The organism is Escherichia sp. 93.0816 (genome assembly GCF_013368855.2).
In the GTDB taxonomy this organism is placed as follows: Bacteria; Pseudomonadota; Gammaproteobacteria; order Enterobacterales; family Enterobacteriaceae; genus Escherichia; species Escherichia ruysiae.
In genome coordinates this window covers 39181-55381 of record NZ_JABWNC020000017.1, presented here as the reverse complement: position 1 = coordinate 55381, position 16201 = coordinate 39181, and the positions used below count along the sequence as shown (strand labels likewise).

11 protein-coding genes are annotated in these 16201 nt (G+C 51.2%); 3 read left to right on the top strand and 8 right to left on the bottom strand.

Annotated features, from left to right (window positions below):
- Position 1: 1 nt before the first annotated feature.
- Positions 2–1141 (bottom strand): polysaccharide export protein Wza, encoded by a 1140-nt coding sequence (wza, locus tag HEM79_RS16595; protein WP_000978081.1) that lies wholly within the window; start codon positions 1139–1141, stop codon positions 2–4.
- A 651-nt stretch (positions 1142–1792) separates the two neighbouring features.
- Between wza and HEM79_RS16590 the strand changes: the two genes are divergently transcribed.
- On the top strand, positions 1793–3376 hold the full coding sequence (locus HEM79_RS16590) for a TerC family protein (protein WP_176242457.1): 1584 nt from the start codon (positions 1793–1795) through the stop codon (positions 3374–3376).
- A 67-nt stretch (positions 3377–3443) separates the two neighbouring features.
- On the opposite strand, the gene asmA is transcribed toward HEM79_RS16590, so the two are convergent.
- The 3 genes from asmA to udk form a co-directional block, all read right to left on the bottom strand.
- A complete protein-coding gene (gene asmA, locus HEM79_RS16585) occupies positions 3444–5297 on the bottom strand; it encodes an outer membrane assembly protein AsmA (RefSeq protein ID WP_001252249.1) in 1854 nt (617 codons plus the stop codon).
- 21 nt (positions 5298–5318) lie between these two features.
- Complete coding sequence (gene dcd / locus HEM79_RS16580; RefSeq protein ID WP_001234767.1) at positions 5319–5900, bottom strand: dCTP deaminase; 582 nt, start codon at positions 5898–5900, stop codon at positions 5319–5321.
- Between the two features lie 91 nt (positions 5901–5991).
- Positions 5992–6633 (bottom strand): uridine kinase, encoded by a 642-nt coding sequence (gene udk, locus HEM79_RS16575; RefSeq protein ID WP_000132077.1) that lies wholly within the window; start codon positions 6631–6633, stop codon positions 5992–5994.
- A gap of 318 nt (positions 6634–6951) precedes the next feature.
- Between udk and HEM79_RS16570 the strand changes: the two genes are divergently transcribed.
- The gene (locus HEM79_RS16570; RefSeq protein WP_176242142.1) at positions 6952–10269 is read left to right on the top strand and encodes a diguanylate cyclase; all 3318 of its coding nucleotides are present in this window, start codon (positions 6952–6954) and stop codon (positions 10267–10269) included.
- A gap of 79 nt (positions 10270–10348) precedes the next feature.
- Here HEM79_RS16570 and alkA read toward each other — a convergent pair whose 3' ends face one another.
- The gene (gene alkA, locus HEM79_RS16565; protein WP_176242143.1) at positions 10349–11197 is read right to left on the bottom strand and encodes a DNA-3-methyladenine glycosylase 2; all 849 of its coding nucleotides are present in this window, start codon (positions 11195–11197) and stop codon (positions 10349–10351) included.
- A gap of 133 nt (positions 11198–11330) precedes the next feature.
- Between alkA and yegD the strand changes: the two genes are divergently transcribed.
- On the top strand, positions 11331–12683 hold the full coding sequence (gene yegD, locus HEM79_RS16560) for a molecular chaperone (RefSeq protein ID WP_176242144.1): 1353 nt from the start codon (positions 11331–11333) through the stop codon (positions 12681–12683).
- Between the two features lie 12 nt (positions 12684–12695).
- Here yegD and HEM79_RS16555 read toward each other — a convergent pair whose 3' ends face one another.
- The 3 genes from HEM79_RS16555 to HEM79_RS16545 are packed head-to-tail and all read right to left on the bottom strand — an operon-like array spanning position 12696 to position 16050.
- Entirely contained in the window at positions 12696–14636 is a 1941-nt protein-coding gene (locus HEM79_RS16555) for a helix-hairpin-helix domain-containing protein (protein WP_176242145.1), read from the bottom strand.
- Positions 14633–15394: a PP2C family serine/threonine-protein phosphatase gene (locus HEM79_RS16550; protein ID WP_176242146.1), complete on the bottom strand. Its 762-nt coding sequence runs from the start codon at positions 15392–15394 to the stop codon at positions 14633–14635. The genes HEM79_RS16555 and HEM79_RS16550 overlap by 4 nt, the downstream gene beginning before the upstream one ends.
- Positions 15391–16050: a vWA domain-containing protein gene (locus HEM79_RS16545; RefSeq protein ID WP_000003181.1), complete on the bottom strand. Its 660-nt coding sequence runs from the start codon at positions 16048–16050 to the stop codon at positions 15391–15393. Before HEM79_RS16545 ends, HEM79_RS16550 begins: the two co-directional genes overlap by 4 nt.
- Between the last annotated feature and the right edge of the window lie 151 nt (positions 16051–16201).

Sequence of the window (16201 nt, the reverse complement as noted above, 5' to 3'; positions counted from 1 at the left end):
ATTACCAGTTATGAATGTCGCTGGCTGTATCCGTCATGTAACGGACACCGCTAATAGTTGGCAGCAACTGATTGATCAGACGGTTCCAGCGGGAAACCGGGGCGGTGGTGACATACACCACGTCATAAGGTTGCAGGCGGAATTCTGTCGCCATCACCAGCGACGTCGCATCGGACATATCCAGCTGGTAGATATTGGCAATCTTGCCGTTACGCCCGCCCTCGCCTTTCAGCGGACGAATGACAAAGATGCCGCTGGCGTTGGAGGTGGTCATGTCGATACCTTCAGCATTGCCCAGGGCTTCAGTCAGGGTCATGCCGCTAAAGTCCATTTTCAGGGTGCTCTGTTTCTTCACTTCACCCATAACAAACACTTTCAGATCGTCATTACGCGGCACGTAGAGAATATCGCCAGGGTAAAGCAATCGGTTCTGGTTGAGGTCGCCGTTTTGCATCAATGCCTGCAAAGAAATGCGTTCTTCACGACCATTATGTGTTAGCACCACGTTGCGCCAGTCAGCGGTGTCTGTCAGGCCACCGGCGGCGTTAATGGCGTCGAGAATAGTCAGGGGTACGTTAGTGATGGCCTGCTGTCCGGATTTATTCACCTGACCTGAGATATAGGCTTTTTGTGAGCGGAAGGCGGCGATATTAACGTCCACCTGCGGGTCAGCGATGTACGTCGCTAAGCGGCTGGTAATATCACTGCGGATTTCAGCGAGCGTTTTCCCCACCACGTGAACCTTGCCGATATACGGGTAAAACATGGTGCCATCAGGCTGCACCCAGTTGCCGGTGTCGCTGGAGCTGCGGTACTGACCTGCGGGCGTGGTAAGTTCCGGATGATCCCAGACGGTGACGTTAAGAACGTCGCCCGGCCCGACGCGATACTGGTAATTCGCAATCTCGCTTTCCAGCGTCATATTGGGGCGCGCCACGTTCGGGCGTGGGCGTAATTGATCAATCAGGCGCGGGGTCAGCGGATAAACATTCACCATTTTGTCGAGGTCGAAATCAGCGTCCTGCTGTTTGATGACGTCTTTACCCAGCGTAGACATATTACTGCCCGGAAGTACTGTGCAACCGCTTATCAAGGTTACTGACACCAATAATGGCATCAATTTCATTTTGGATTTCATCATTGTTTATTTATCACTTTGGCAGAGTAATTATCCTGTGCATTATTTATCGACATGCACATTTACCTTGCAGCTAATTGAATAAGAATTTAACTGGCATCAGTCCTAAAAAAATTGATTTCATCCGCAGGCTATTGACAGAATAATTCAGACTGGTCTTTCAGGCATCCAGACACGCTACCGCCCCTGGCTTTCAAGCTACCAATACACTGATTTAGTTTGGTTTTTAAAACCCTCTCAGCATACAGTCGTTGATGAGAAAGGGTTATTCAGGAAATTAATTTTCCGAATATAAGGTAGCATTATGGTAATTGAATATTGGCGTTCCAATAATGCAGGAGGAAGTGTTACAGCTAACGGAATAGCAGGCAAGGTAACAATTCGGCAATTGGCTATTTTTAAGAATTATATTAAGTGTCATTCAATATGGTTTTTAGGAGTTTCTTTAGGTTGACAATATTTAATATAGTGTCTCCACATGCGATATTTCTTAAATAATATTTTATTATTACCACTTTTAATTCAGGGATAATGCAATGTTATAATCCTCAAATAATGTGAGATAAATAGTGCTGCAACATTGCATTTTTGCCCTGATTTATCCATGATCGAATTGTGACATTTGTCATACAACGAATAGGTTTTGTACTTACTATGGAATGGATTGCCGATCCGTCTATCTGGGCCGGGTTAATCACGCTGATTGTGATCGAACTGGTCCTCGGCATTGATAACCTGGTCTTTATTGCCATCCTCGCCGAAAAACTACCGCCGAAGCAGCGTGACCGCGCACGGGTTACCGGGCTGCTGCTGGCAATGTTAATGCGCCTGTTACTGCTGGCGTCAATCTCCTGGCTGGTCACCCTGACTCAACCGCTGTTCAGCTTCCGCTCGTTTACCTTTAGCGCCCGCGACTTAATCATGCTGTTTGGTGGTTTCTTCCTGTTGTTCAAAGCCACGATGGAGCTGAACGAACGGCTGGAAGGGAAAGACAGCAATAACCCCACACAACGCAAAGGCGCGAAGTTCTGGGGCGTGGTGACACAAATTGTGGTACTGGACGCCATCTTCTCACTCGACTCGGTGATTACCGCCGTCGGGATGGTCGACCATTTACTGGTCATGATGGCCGCAGTTGTTATCGCTATCAGCCTGATGTTGATGGCAAGCAAGCCGTTAACCCAGTTCGTTAATAGCCACCCGACGATCGTTATTCTCTGCTTAAGTTTCCTGTTGATGATTGGCTTTAGCCTGGTGGCTGAAGGTTTCGGCTTCGTCATTCCGAAGGGCTATCTGTACGCCGCCATTGGCTTCTCGGTGATGATCGAGGCGCTCAATCAGTTGGCTATCTTTAACCGGCGACGTTTTCTTTCCGCTAACCAGACACTGCGCCAGCGGACTACCGAAGCGGTAATGCGCCTGCTTAGCGGGCAAAAAGAAGATGCGGAACTGGACGCCGAAACCGCGTCCATGCTGGTGGATCATGGCAACCAACAAATCTTTAATCCGCAGGAGCGGCGGATGATCGAGCGGGTGCTTAATCTTAACCAGCGTACCGTCAGCAGCATCATGACCTCGCGCCACGATATTGAGCATATCGATCTCAACGCGCCGGAAGACGAGATCCGCCAGTTACTGGAGCGAAATCAGCATACGCGGCTTGTCGTTACTGATGGCGATGACGCAGAAGATTTGCTCGGTGTTGTTCACGTTATCGACCTGTTACAACAGTCACTGCGCGGCGAACCGCTCAACCTGCGGGTGTTGATTCGCCAGCCGCTGGTGTTCCCGGAAACCTTGCCGTTGTTACCTGCCCTGGAGCAGTTCCGTAATGCCCGCACGCACTTTGCTTTTGTGGTGGATGAGTTTGGTTCAGTGGAAGGGATTGTGACATTAAGTGACGTCACTGAAACCATTGCCGGTAACTTACCGAACGAAGTGGAAGAGATCGACGCCCGCCATGATATTCAGAAAAACGCCGACGGTTCCTGGACGGCGAATGGTCATATGCCACTGGAAGATCTGGTGCAATATGTGCCGCTGCCGCTGGATGAAAAACGTGAATATCACACCATTGCCGGGCTGTTGATGGAATATTTACAGCGTATTCCAAAACCTGGCGAAGAAGTTCAGGTGGGGGATTATTTGCTTAAAACGTTGCAGGTGGAAAGCCATCGCGTGCAGAAGGTGCAGATTATTCCGCTGCATAAGGAAGATAATTTGGAGTACGAGGTGTGATGGTATGTAGGCCTGATAAGACGCGTAAAGCGTTGCATCAGGCCTACAAATTATGTCATCTGGAAACTTACATCTTCTCCAGCAACTTCTTCACATCTTTGCCATTGCGGGAATCTTTATTGCGCTCAGCCCAATCGTGCAGGCGACGTTTGGCTTCATCCTGTAAGTGTTTGCGCAGTAACTGATCCACTTGCAGGCTGTAATTGAGTTGCTGCCAGTTGCCGTAAACCCGCAGCGGAACCGGTGTTTCTTTGAGGAAATCAATCAGTTTGCTTTCCCCGTTCCAGCCACCAACGACTCGAATGTCAAACTGGGTATCGCAGGTCTGCTCTGCCAGATTCAACGAGCCTTCCCCTGTCAGAGCTAACACTGGCGATTGACCTTGCATGTCGTTTAACGTTACGAGGCCATTATTTAGCGTGAGATCGGTCGTAAAGCGGTCGAGACGAGTCACATTATCGAAGTTTTCAGCAGCTTTCACATCACCGCCGTTACGTTCTACCGCTTGCTGAATCATCTGCTGGAAGTTCATCCCTTCCATGCGAGTGTCGGTCATTTCAACATGCGCTTGCCCTTGCCAGTTGTGGCGGAATGCTTCGGCATCAATGTCAGCGCCGGAGAAATCACCAGCCAGCGACATTTTTCCGGTTAACGAAATCGGATAGTTAAATGCCTTCAGAATGGTACTAATCTCGACATTCTCCAGCCGAGGTTGAAAGGTTATCTGCGGATGTTTTGCCGTCGCGTCCAGCGTTCCCGGCAGCGATATCTGTCCACCGTTGAGTTTGCCTTGCAGTTGGGTGATTTCCAGCAAACCCGATTTATTGGTCATTTGCGTAGCAACATCAGTAAAATTCATCCCGCGCCAACGCACGTTACTGGCCTGCAACAAAATATCAGCCGCAAAACCTTTCAACCCCTGATAGGCCGGTTCATCAATACGCGAGGAAATGACCGGACGCGGCAGCATTGGCTGGTTCTGCCCCTGTTGCGTGGTTCCGTTTTCACTGTTAACGGCTTCATTAAGCGGTATGAGATTATCAAGATTCAGTTGCGAAAACTGCAATCTTAACAACCATTCGGGTTTTTCAGTCAGCGTGACCTGCGCCTGCCCACTAAGCGTGCTGTCATTCGCGGTCAAATTGATTTGATTAAATGAAAGGCGTTTATGTGACTCTTGCCACTGGGCCTGGAAGCTCCCCTGCCCCTGAATACCTTGCTGTGGCAGATCTGCGCCTTGCAGCTGCCAGCTAATTTGCTCAATGGCTGCGGTTAAATCATGCGGATAATCAGAAGCATCCACCGTGCCTTTGAGGGATAACGTGAGATCGCGCTGATCGCGATTAACCCGCCCGGAGAACTCAAACGAGCCACGATGCTGTGGATCTTGTTCCATTTGCAGACGGATGTTGCGAATTGTCACCTGCTCGTCATCTTCATGCTGGAATACCAGCAGACTGTCCGCCACTTTCAGACTGGAGATATCAAAAGACCAGCCGCGATCTTCTGACAGATCCGGCAACGTATTGTCGCGCGGCGCAACGGGTGCATCGTCACGACGAACCGCTTCCGACTGTGGCGTAAGTTGAATTACCGCGCCTTTCAGCATCACCTGCTTAACGCTCAGTTGATGACTCAACAACGGCAATAACGCCACATCAAGGCGCATATTATCGGCGCGCACCAGTGGCTGGCTCGCCCCCTGGGCAGTGAGGGACATTCGCCCGGAGAGGATACTAAGCTGCGGCCAGACGTGCCAACGCAGTGGCCCATCCAACTGCAATTGATAACCGCTACGTGCAGCAACCTGCTTGACCATATAGTCGCGGAAATCATTCGGATTCACCAGCAACACTAACGCAGATAATCCGGCCACCAGCACGACCAGGATTATCATCAGCGTCGTCAGAAATCGTCTCATGGTATCCTCAATGAGCCTGAATTAGTCTTTATCGATTCGGCTGGCAACCGCGCCCTGCTGGTTGCGATATTTCGCATCTTCACGGCGGTTGTATGGTCGCGCCGCCGGGCCGGAAAGCGGTTCAAAACTTAACGCGCCAATTAACATGCCTGGACGCAGCGCCAGCGGCAATTTACCGGAGTTGTAAAACTCCAGCACTATGCAGCCAGACCAGCCTGGATCGATACGGTGCGCGGTAACGTGAACCATCAGCCCCAGACGCGCCAGTGAGGAACGCCCATCCAGCCAGCCCACAAGATCGGCTGGCAGCGTGACCGACTCCAGCGTCACCGCCAGCGCCAGCTCACCTGGGTGAAGATAAAACGCCTCGCCCTCGTCAAGCACGATTTCATCGCTCATCACCCGATCGAGCGCGGCGCTCACTTCATCTTTGGGACCGCTCAGATCGATAAACGCTGCCGTGTGACCACGGAAGGTACGAAACTTATTGCCCAGGCGCACATCTACCGTCGCGCCATTAATACGCTCTACCGGCGGACGTGGGTTGATCGACAAACGGCCTTCATCAAGCCAGGCTTCAATATCTCGGTCACACAGACGCATGGCATTTTCTCCTTTCGCGCATCACTCCCTTAACGCCAGTTACGTCAAGGGCATACCAGGTTATCACTGAACGGTACACAATTTATCAAGCTTATTCAAAGAACTGACTTATTTTAGCTTTCAATATATCGATCGCGATGCGGTTTTTACCACCGCGTGGCACGATAATGTCCGCATATTGTTTTGAAGGTTCAATGAATTGCAGGAACATCGGACGCACCGTTTTTTGATATTGCGCCATTACAGAATCCATCGAACGCCCACGCTCGTTAACGTCGCGCTTGATGCGGCGCATCAGGCAGATGTCCAGCGGGGTATCAACGAAAATTGAGAAGTTAAGTTCGTCACGCAGACGCGCATCCGTCAGCAGCAAGATGCCTTCGAGGATAATGACTTTCTTCGGCTCAACCTTCACCGTTTCTTTCATACGCGTATGTTCAACGTAGCTGTAAACCGGCAGGTCGATAGCCGAGCCGCGTTTCAATGCTTGTAAATGCTCAAGCAGCAGACTGTGATCCATCGCGCTCGGATGGTCATAGTTGGTCTTAACGCGTTCTTCCATCGACAGATGGCTTTGATCTTTGTAGTAACAATCTTCCGGAATAACGCCGATGTGTTCATCACCCACTTGTTCACGTAATTCACGATAAAGGGTACTGGCAATGAGACTCTTGCCGGAAGCCGATGCGCCAGCGATACCGATAATGACGCACTGATGAGACTGATCAGTCATAAATTTAGCGACCTGATTAACCTGGATGTTAGGAAGGGGGCGCCGAAGCGCCAAACGCGGCAATTATAGGGATTTCATCCGCCTGATACCAGTCGAATAGCGTTGCCGCACACTTAGAGTTAAGTGTTGACGATCAATTCCCTGACGCAAATTTAATTGTTCGGTTTTAAAGCAAGGTAAAAAATGTTGTGCAAAGTTGCACAAATTATCCGCCATTACGTCACTTTATGAACAATCCGCATATAAAATGTAAAACTTTTGTACTAGCATAAATACAAATACTAATACTGACGACCTGGTCATACGGATAGAGCGGTAATGAGTAAACCATCACAACGTGTTTTAATTACCCTGCCTCATCCCCTGCTTCACCTCGTCAGTTTAGGTTTAGTCTCGTTCATCTTTACCCTTTTCTCGCTTGAGCTTTCACAGTTTGGTACGCAACTTGCGCCACTCTGGTTCTCCACGTCCATTATGATGGTGGCATTTTACCGCCATGCCGGGCGGATGTGGCCGGGAATCGCATTGGCCTGCTCGCTGGGGAATATCGCCGCATCCGTGCTACTGTTTTCTACCAGTTCGCTGAATATGGCGTGGACGGCAATCAACATTGTTGAGGCCGTCGTGGGAGCAATGCTGCTGCGGAAATTGCTGCCGTGGTATAACCCACTGCAAAATCTGGCTGACTGGCTACGTCTCGCATTTGGCAGCGCCATCGTGCCGCCAGTATTGGGGGGCGTGCTGGTTATCCTGCTGGTATCAGACGACGATCAGCTTAGAGCGTTTCTAATCTGGGTACTTTCCGAATCAATCGGCGCACTGGCGCTAGTACCGCTAGGCTTGTTATTTAAGCCACATTACCTGCTCCGTCACCGTGATCCACGGCTGTTGTTTGAAACACTACTAACATTAGCCATCACGCTGACGTTGAGCTGGCTCTCGATGCTATATCTACCGTGGCCTTTTACTTTCATTATTGTGCTGCTGATGTGGAGCGCCGTGCGCCTGCCACGGATGGAAGCCTTTTTGATCTTCCTCACCACAGTGATGATGGTGTCGCTGATGATGGCGGCCGATCCGACTTTACTCGCAACACCGCGAACCTACTTGATGAGTCACGTACCGTGGCTGCCATTTTTGCTGATCCTGCTGCCCGCCAACATCATGACCATGGTGATGTACGCCTTTCGCGCTGAACGCAAGCATATTTCAGAAAGCGAAACCCGCTTTCGTAACGCTATGGAATATTCCGCCATCGGCATGGCATTAGTGGGTACCGAGGGGCAATGGCTGCAATCCAACAAAGCTCTATGCCAGTTTCTCGGTTACAGCCAGGAAGAGTTGCGCGCCCTCACCTTCCAGCAACTTACCTGGCCGGAAGATCTCAATAAAGATCTACAACACGTTGAGAAGCTAATTAGCGGTGAAATAAATACCTACTCGATGGAGAAACGTTATTACAATCGTAATGGCGACGTTGTCTGGGCGTTGCTTGCCGTCTCGCTGGTGCGCCACACCGATGGCACGCCGCTCTACTTTATTGCGCAGATTGAAGACATAAACGATCTTAAACGCACCGAACAGATTAACAAACGCCTGATGGAGCGGATAACGCTGGCTAATGAAGCGGGTGGGATTGGCATCTGGGAGTGGGAACTGAAGCCGGATATTTTTAGTTGGGATAAGCGGATGTTCGAGCTATATGAAATTTCGCCACATATCAAACCGAACTGGCAGGTGTGGTATGACTGTGTGCTGCCGGAAGATCGCCAACACGCCGAAAAAGTGATTCGTGATTCATTACAGGCTCGCTTGCCCTTTAAGCTGGAATTTCGCATCACCGTGAAAGACGGTATTCGTCATATCCGCGCCCTCGCCAATCGGGTGCTGAATAAAGAAGGCGAAGTCGAACGATTGCTCGGTATTAACATTGATATGACCGAAGTGAAACAGCTGAACGAGGCGCTGTTTCAGGAAAAAGAGCGCCTGCACATTACGCTGGATTCCATCGGCGAAGCCGTGGTCTGTATTGATATGGCGATGAAAATCACCTTTATGAATCCGGTTGCCGAGAAGATGAGCGGCTGGACACAAGAAGAGGCGTTGGGCGTTCCACTATTAACAGCATTGCAAATTACATTTGGCGACAATGGGCCGTTAATGGAGAACATTTACAGTGCCGACACCTCGCGTTCCGCTATTGAACAAGATGTCGTTCTCCACTGCCGCAGCGGCGGCAGCTACGACGTCCATTACAGCATTACGCCGTTAAGTACTCTGGACGGCAGCAATATTGGTTCGGTACTGGTCATTCAGGATGTGACTGAGTCACGCAAAATGCTGCGCCAGCTTAGTTATAGCGCCTCCCATGATGCCCTGACGCATCTCACTAACCGCGCCAGTTTTGAAAAACAACTGCGAATACTGCTGCAAACGGTAAGCAGCACGCATCATCGACATGCACTGGTGTTTATCGATCTTGATCATTTTAAAGCGGTGAATGACAGCGCCGGGCACGCGGCGGGCGATGCTTTACTGCGCGAACTGGCGTCGTTGATGCTGAGTATGCTGCGCTCCAGCGACGTGCTGGCGCGACTCGGCGGTGATGAATTTGGTCTGTTGCTACCGGACTGTAATGTTGAAAGTGCCCGCTTTATCGCCACACGCATTATCAGTGCGATTAATGACTACCACTTTATGTGGGAAGGCCGTGTGCATCGGGTAGGTGCCAGCGCAGGGATTACCCTGATCGATGACAGCAATCATCAGGCGGCAGAGGTAATGTCGCAGGCCGATATCGCCTGTTATGCTTCAAAAAATGGTGGGCGCGGTCGGGTGACGGTTTACGAACCACAGCAAACTGCTAAACATAGCGAACGGGCGGTGATGTCACTCGATGAACAGTGGCTGATGATCAAAGAGAATCAACTGATGATGATCGCCCACGGCGTCGCTTCACCACGAATCCCGGATACGCGTAATTTGTGGCTGATTTCGCTTAAGCTCTGGAGTAGTGAAGGTGAGATTATTGATGAACTGGCATTTCGTCGTAGCTTCAGCGACCCGGCGCTCAATCTCGCTCTTGACCGTCGGATATTACATGAGTTTTTCCAGCAGGCAGCAAAAGCGGTTGCCAGTAAAGGCTTAAGCATCGCCCTCCCCCTTTCCGTTGCCGGGTTAAGCAGCGCCCCGCTGGTGGATAAACTGCTTGAGCTACTGGAAAGCAGCCCCCTACCGTCGCGATTATTACATCTGATTATTCCGGCTGAAGCGATTTTCGACCACGCAGAAAATATGCATAAATTGCGGCTGGCAGGCTGCCGGATCGTGCTCAGTCAGGTGGGGCGCGATCTTCAGCTCTTCAACACACTGAAAGCAAATATGGCGGATTATCTGCTGCTCGACGGTGAGTTATGCGCCAGCGTACAGGGTAATTTGATGGATGAGATGCTGATATCGATCATTCAGGGTCATGCCCAGCGGCTGGGGGTGAAAACCATCGCGGGGCCAGTAGCGTTGCCGCTGGTGATGGATACGCTTTCCGGCATGGGTGTTGATCTGATTTATGGCGATGTCATTGCCGACGCTCAGCCTCTGGATTTGCTGGTTAATAGCAGTTATTTCGCGATTAACTGAGTATTGCCTGATGCGACGCTGACGCGTCTTATCAGGCTTACAATTCGCTCATTCCCCAGGCTGGATAAGACGACCAGCATCATACTTCTTCTGGTTGCCAGCCTTCCGTATACCAGATATGCAACAGCGCATAAGAACGCCAGGGTTTCCAGCGTTCGGCATAACGGCGGATTTGTGCCGGCGTCATTCCTGGAAATCGCTGTTTAATCAAATAATCATCCGGCAGGAAAACATCTTTCGCTTGCCAGCCACGCAAGGCGAAATAATTCGCCGTCCAGCGCCCAATTCCAGGAAATGTTTGCAGCGTTTTCATCGCTTGCTCAACGTCGCCCGACATTGTCATCGGTAAGGAGCCATCCAGTGCCGCATTGGCTAAATGAATCAGCGCCTCTGCCCGTTTCAACGGCATCCCCAACCCTTTTAGTGCCAGCGGGTCGGCTGCTGCCAGTCGTTGGGGTGTGGGAAAGCAGACATATTCAGGGAAATCATCCAGCCGTTCGCCATAAAGCTGCGCCACTTTGGCAGTCAATTTTGCCGCCATCGCCACGCTCACCAGTTGGCCTAAAATCGCGCGCACGCCCTGCTCAAAAGCATCAACACAACCTGGTAAACGCAATCCGGGTCGCGCCGCGCCTAATTCACCCAATGCACCGTTAACAATCTGCGGATTACATTGCAGATCAAACAGGCGGCTCATTTTCGCCAGGCACTCGGTCGCCACCGGTTCTAATCCCAAACTTACGTTCACTTGCAACGTATTATTTTTGACATCAGGAACCACCGTTATCACGCCGCGATGTTCGCCCACCGCCAGACTACGGGCATAATAATTGTCCGCAACTGTTTCCACTCCACTCACCGCACGGGCGGCAAGAAATCCCAACATCCACGACCAGTCATACGGCGGCTGCCAGTTCAGGGTATACATCGCATCTCCTTTTTTATCCGCTTTCAGCATAAACGTTATTCAGACGCTGTGCTTTGCTTTCATATTCCGGTTGTCGCGACGGCAACATTTCGCTAAAGTCACGCCCCTTCTTCACCGGCATGGGGATTATTTCGTGTTTATTGGTTTTGATTACGGTACAGCAAACTGTTCAGTGGCGGTGATGCGCGACGGTAAACCGCAGATGTTGAAAATGGAAAATGACAGCACGCTGCTGCCCTCGATGCTTTGCGCACCAACGCGTGAAGCAGTAAGCGAGTGGCTGTACCGCCATCATGATGTTCCGGCAAACGATGATGAAACGCAGGCGCTGTTACGTCGGGCGATTCGTTATAACCGCGAAGAAGATATCGATGTCACGGCGAAAAGCGTGCAGTTCGGTCTTTCCTCTCTGGCGCAGTACATTGATGATCCGGAGGAAGTGTGGTTTGTGAAATCACCGAAATCGTTCCTCGGTGCCAGCGGGTTAAAACCACAGCAGGTGGCGCTGTTTGAGGATCTGGTCTGCGCAATGATGTTGCACATTCGCCAACAAGCGCAGGCGCAACTGCCAGAAACAATTACCCAGGCGGTCATTGGTCGCCCAATCAACTTCCAGGGGCTGGGCGGCGATGAAGCAAACGCCCAGGCGCAAGGGATTCTGGAACGTGCGGCGAAGCGTGCCGGGTTTAAGGATGTGGTATTTCAGTACGAGCCGGTAGCGGCAGGGCTGGATTACGAAGCCACCTTACAGGAAGAAAAACGGGTGCTGGTGGTGGATATCGGCGGTGGTACTACTGACTGTTCCTTACTGCTAATGGGGCCGCAGTGGCGTTCGCGTCTCGATCGTGAAGCCAGCCTGTTGGGTCACAGTGGTTGCCGTATCGGCGGTAACGATCTGGATATCGCGCTGGCATTTAAACACCTGATGCCGCTGCTGGGCATGGGGGGCGAAACCGAAAAAGGTATCGCCCTGCCGATTCTGCCGTGGTGGAATGCCGTTGCCATCAACGACGTACCTGCGCAGAGTGATTTCTACAGTAGCGCCAACGGTCGCCTGCTTAACGATCTGGTACGCGATGCCCGCGAGCCGGAGAAAGTCGCCCTGTTGCAGAAAGTCTGGCGGCAACGTTTAAGTTATCGGCTGGTGCGCAGCGCGGAAGAGTGCAAAATTGCCCTTTCAAGCGAGGCGGAAACCCGCGCGGCGCTGCCGTTTATCCGTGACGAACTGGCAACGCTGATTAGCCAGCATGGACTGGAAAGTGCCCTCAACCAGCCGCTGGCGCGGATTCTGGAACAAGTGCAACTGGCGCTGGATAACGCCCAGGAAAAACCAGACGTCATCTATCTGACCGGTGGTAGCGCCCGATCGCCGCTGATTAAAAAGGCACTGGCGGAACAGCTGCCGGGCATCCCGATTGCAGGTGGCGACGACTTTGGTTCCGTTACTGCCGGGCTGGCGCGCTGGGCAGAAGTAGTATTTCGTTAAATAAGAAATGGCTCAGCAGCGGCTTAAATCTGCCTGAGCCTGAGCCAGTTTTTCTGCCGCCTGACGTAACGGTTCCATCAACGGCATGGTTCGTGCGGGAGCATGAAGGCGGAATCGCTGTAACTCTGCCGCGCCCTCTGTCAACGCAGATTCCAGCCGATGACGTTTAGCGGTCATTTTCGCCATTACCGCTTGTCTGTCTGCTGGTGTTACCGCTTCGTTCGGCCTGAATACAAAACGGCGTTCGCAGCTCGCTTTCCAGTCGATAACCGCCTGGGTCAGATGGTCGCCAAATCCTTTCACTTGCTTAACGCCGCGCCGGGTCACATCTGCCGCTGTTTCGATACCAAAGGACCGTAACGCCGCTTTACGCGCGGAACCAACGCCGGGAATAGAGGCAACTTCAATAAAAAATCCCTCCAGAAACTTCTGCTTCTGGCGTTCCCTTGCGGTGTTGTGAAGTACTGTCAACTCGCGTTTTTCTTCTTCCGGCAATCCCAAAAGCTCATTCTTCATTTTTTCAAGCATCGTTCGTTTGGTGATAAAACCTTCCAGCCCACCCACCTGCTGGATCTGGCTGACTAAATGGTCATAATCCATTTTCACGCGATTAAAAGCCTCACGTCGTCGCTGGATTTCTGCTTTGTACGCTTTGCTTGCAAGGCTGCCAATAATCCAGATAGCCGCCAGCACAGGAACCAAAATAATATAACGCGGTTCCGCCTGAAGACCGCAAAGCAGCAGCGATAACGCTGACAGCGCGATCTCAATCAGAATGATGTATTCACGCCGTAACAGGCCTAAAGGAAGCGGCCTGCCAGCAGCCTGGAAATGAGCGGGTAATGGTAACTGTAGTGCTGGCGGTGGCACTGACGCCATCACCATCGCCCAGACTTTCGCCAGCACAAAATCCCCGCCAGTGGTAACAACCTCTTCGCTGAGATCAATAAAATAGATAACGCCTTGATTATCCAATGCACACCACGGACAGTCAGTTAAATGACCGGGGTAAACATGCATTGCTGAAACGGGACATTTTTTTAACTGTTGGCGTAGAGAATCCAGTGCCGCTACCCACGCTTTTGCCGTCGGACGCGCACTCGCCACGCCACTTTCAGTGAACGCCTGCTGAAACATGGCTTCAACATCGCCCGGTAACATCGACAGCGGAATAGATCGTGGCGGCGGTTTTAAGCCACGTCGCTGATTGTCTGACGCGTAGGCATAACGGAAATGGGCAATATCCGTCTCCAGCGCATTACCCGCGTCAGAGATAAGCGGCACACCGGAATAAGGGTGACGCCCACCAAACAAGACGTGAAAAATCAGCAACGCAAGGCCAAAATTATCGTGATTTACGGTGCGCTCAAAGCCGACAAATGACGGCAAGGTTTGCAGCTCTGGCGGCGTAAAATGCGACACACCGACTTCGCATAAATGCAGCGTGCCATTGGCGTTAATCTGAAAGGAGTCACTATCAATCAACACCACTTTGCTGTCGCGGCCTACCATAAAGCTATTCTGGTTGACGTCACCCACGACGTGCCCATGTTCATGCACCGTAGCAAAAGATGCCGCCATATTGCGGGCAACATAGAGTAGAAAATCCCACGCACAATGAGGATAACGTTGACGACGATGCGCCGGGCTATAGATCATATGAATCGGTTCTTTACCAGACACTTTTGGCATCATAAAACCGACAACTTTTCCGCCTCGCCCAGCGTGAAGCGTTGACTGTGGCCAGGCAACATAATTGAGCAATTGCGTGTCGGCTGTCGCGGCCATAAAGGCGAGTTTGTCCTGTTTTAAGGCGGGTGGCGGCATGTGATAAATCTTGGCGACGCTATCGACAAACTCATTGATATCATAAACCGCACCTTCGCCGCCTTTGCCTAATTCATGACCTGGCGTCACGCAATCGCCAGCTGCGGTATATATAGTTGATTTCACGGCAACCACATGGCCAGCGCCAGCGTTTTATCATCATCGGTGCGTTCATTCACTGCGGGGCAGGACAAAAATTGCTTTAGCAAATCTGGCAATATATCGCGTTGTTCTGACGTCGCTGATTCCAGCCCATTGAAAAATGGCGCAAAGAAAGGCACATGGGGAGAATTATCCAGCATATTTAACGCCAGCCGCTGAATACCGTCCGTAAATGCAGCCACTTTTATCACCTGCGCATCGCAACTGTAAGTCTCAAGGCGCGTGACAGCATCTTCATCAGTAATGAAATAGGTCATATTGGCATATTCGCCATTCATCGGCGTTAGTGGTAGCTGTAGCCCTTCACCAAAATCCACCACCACGCCACCATCGCCAATCTGCATAATCAATGTGCCGGTCGCTGATGATATAACGCCCAAAAAAGTACAGGAAAAATCACGAACCGCCAGTTCTTCAGCTTGTGCACGGGCAGTAATACGGTGGCGAATTGCCAGCACAATATCTGTAGCAAGCACATCATTCAGACCACATTCACCACCCTGTACTTTTTGCATCATAAACGCCATCGCTTCATTGACGGCGAGCGTCGCGCCTTCGCCACCCTGCGAAACGCTACCTGCGCCATCAGCAAGAAACATCACCAGTAACGGTTGCTGGTCGTTTAGCCAGACAACCTGCATCTGGCAGGCATCCTGGCAAGGTAAGTCAGAGCTGATATGCGACGTTCCGACGGCTGATGAATAGACCAGACGCCAGCTCACACTGACGTCCAGCCTTTTGGCGCTTCCAGTACAACTTCCGTTCCCGGCGTGGAGCGGGAAACCGAACGTAGCGAACTGGATAACCAGCTAAACAGTTCACGGAATTGTAATCCCTGCAACGGCAAAGGCTGACGGACGCTGATTTGTGCCAGAGTATTCATATCTGCCCCCTGAACACCGATGGTAAAGAAGGCAAACTTCTTATCTTCTTCTCCCTGAAACACTTTACTGGCAGCAGCCTGCCACTCATCGGTTGGCGCGCCATCGGTGATCAAGAAAATCCACGGGCGATAATACGAAATACCATTTGCACGGTACTCACGTTTCCGCTCCTCAACCATATTCAGGGCTTTGGTAATTGCAGCGCCCATTGGCGTATCGCCCTGAGCAAACAAGATAGGCGGGAAAAAGTTAGCGGCGCTGGTAAATGGTTGTTCCACATGCACCGGGCCGAAAGTCACAATGCCGAGTTCCACTCTTTTTAAGGCCAGCGGATCGGCAAGCAGTTCATCGCGAAAGGTCACCAATCCTGCGTTAAGTTCGTTAATGGGTCTACCGCTCATCGAGCCAGAAACATCCAGCAGCAAAATACAGGGGCAACGTGGTTCCGGGTTACTGGCAAAATCGCTGGTGGCAAAGGTGATTTGTTCGCTCATAAGAAATCCTTTCTTAGAGAATTATTGAGATTCGGTATCATACCGAGAGCAATAATAAATTAAGAGCAAGCGAAGATACTTTCAGAATTAAGCCCGGCGGCGCAGATAAGTTTGCTATTCGCCTCGCAAGAACGTGGGCTTCAGATTGACA

What these genes read in the sequence shown, in the direction of transcription:
- wza (WP_000978081.1), bottom strand. Translation starts at nt 1,141, where the DNA reads ATGATGAAATCCAAAATGAAATTGATGCCATTATTGGTGTCAGTAACC.
- HEM79_RS16590 (WP_176242457.1), top strand. Translation starts at nt 1,793, where the DNA reads ATGGAATGGATTGCCGATCCGTCTATCTGGGCCGGGTTAATCACGCTG.
- asmA (WP_001252249.1), bottom strand. Translation starts at nt 5,297, where the DNA reads ATGAGACGATTTCTGACGACGCTGATGATAATCCTGGTCGTGCTGGTG.
- dcd (WP_001234767.1), bottom strand. Translation starts at nt 5,900, where the DNA reads ATGCGTCTGTGTGACCGAGATATTGAAGCCTGGCTTGATGAAGGCCGT.
- udk (WP_000132077.1), bottom strand. Translation starts at nt 6,633, where the DNA reads ATGACTGATCAGTCTCATCAGTGCGTCATTATCGGTATCGCTGGCGCA.
- HEM79_RS16570 (WP_176242142.1), top strand. Translation starts at nt 6,952, where the DNA reads ATGAGTAAACCATCACAACGTGTTTTAATTACCCTGCCTCATCCCCTG.
- alkA (WP_176242143.1), bottom strand. Translation starts at nt 11,197, where the DNA reads ATGTATACCCTGAACTGGCAGCCGCCGTATGACTGGTCGTGGATGTTG.
- HEM79_RS16545 (WP_000003181.1), bottom strand. Translation starts at nt 16,050, where the DNA reads ATGAGCGAACAAATCACCTTTGCCACCAGCGATTTTGCCAGTAACCCG.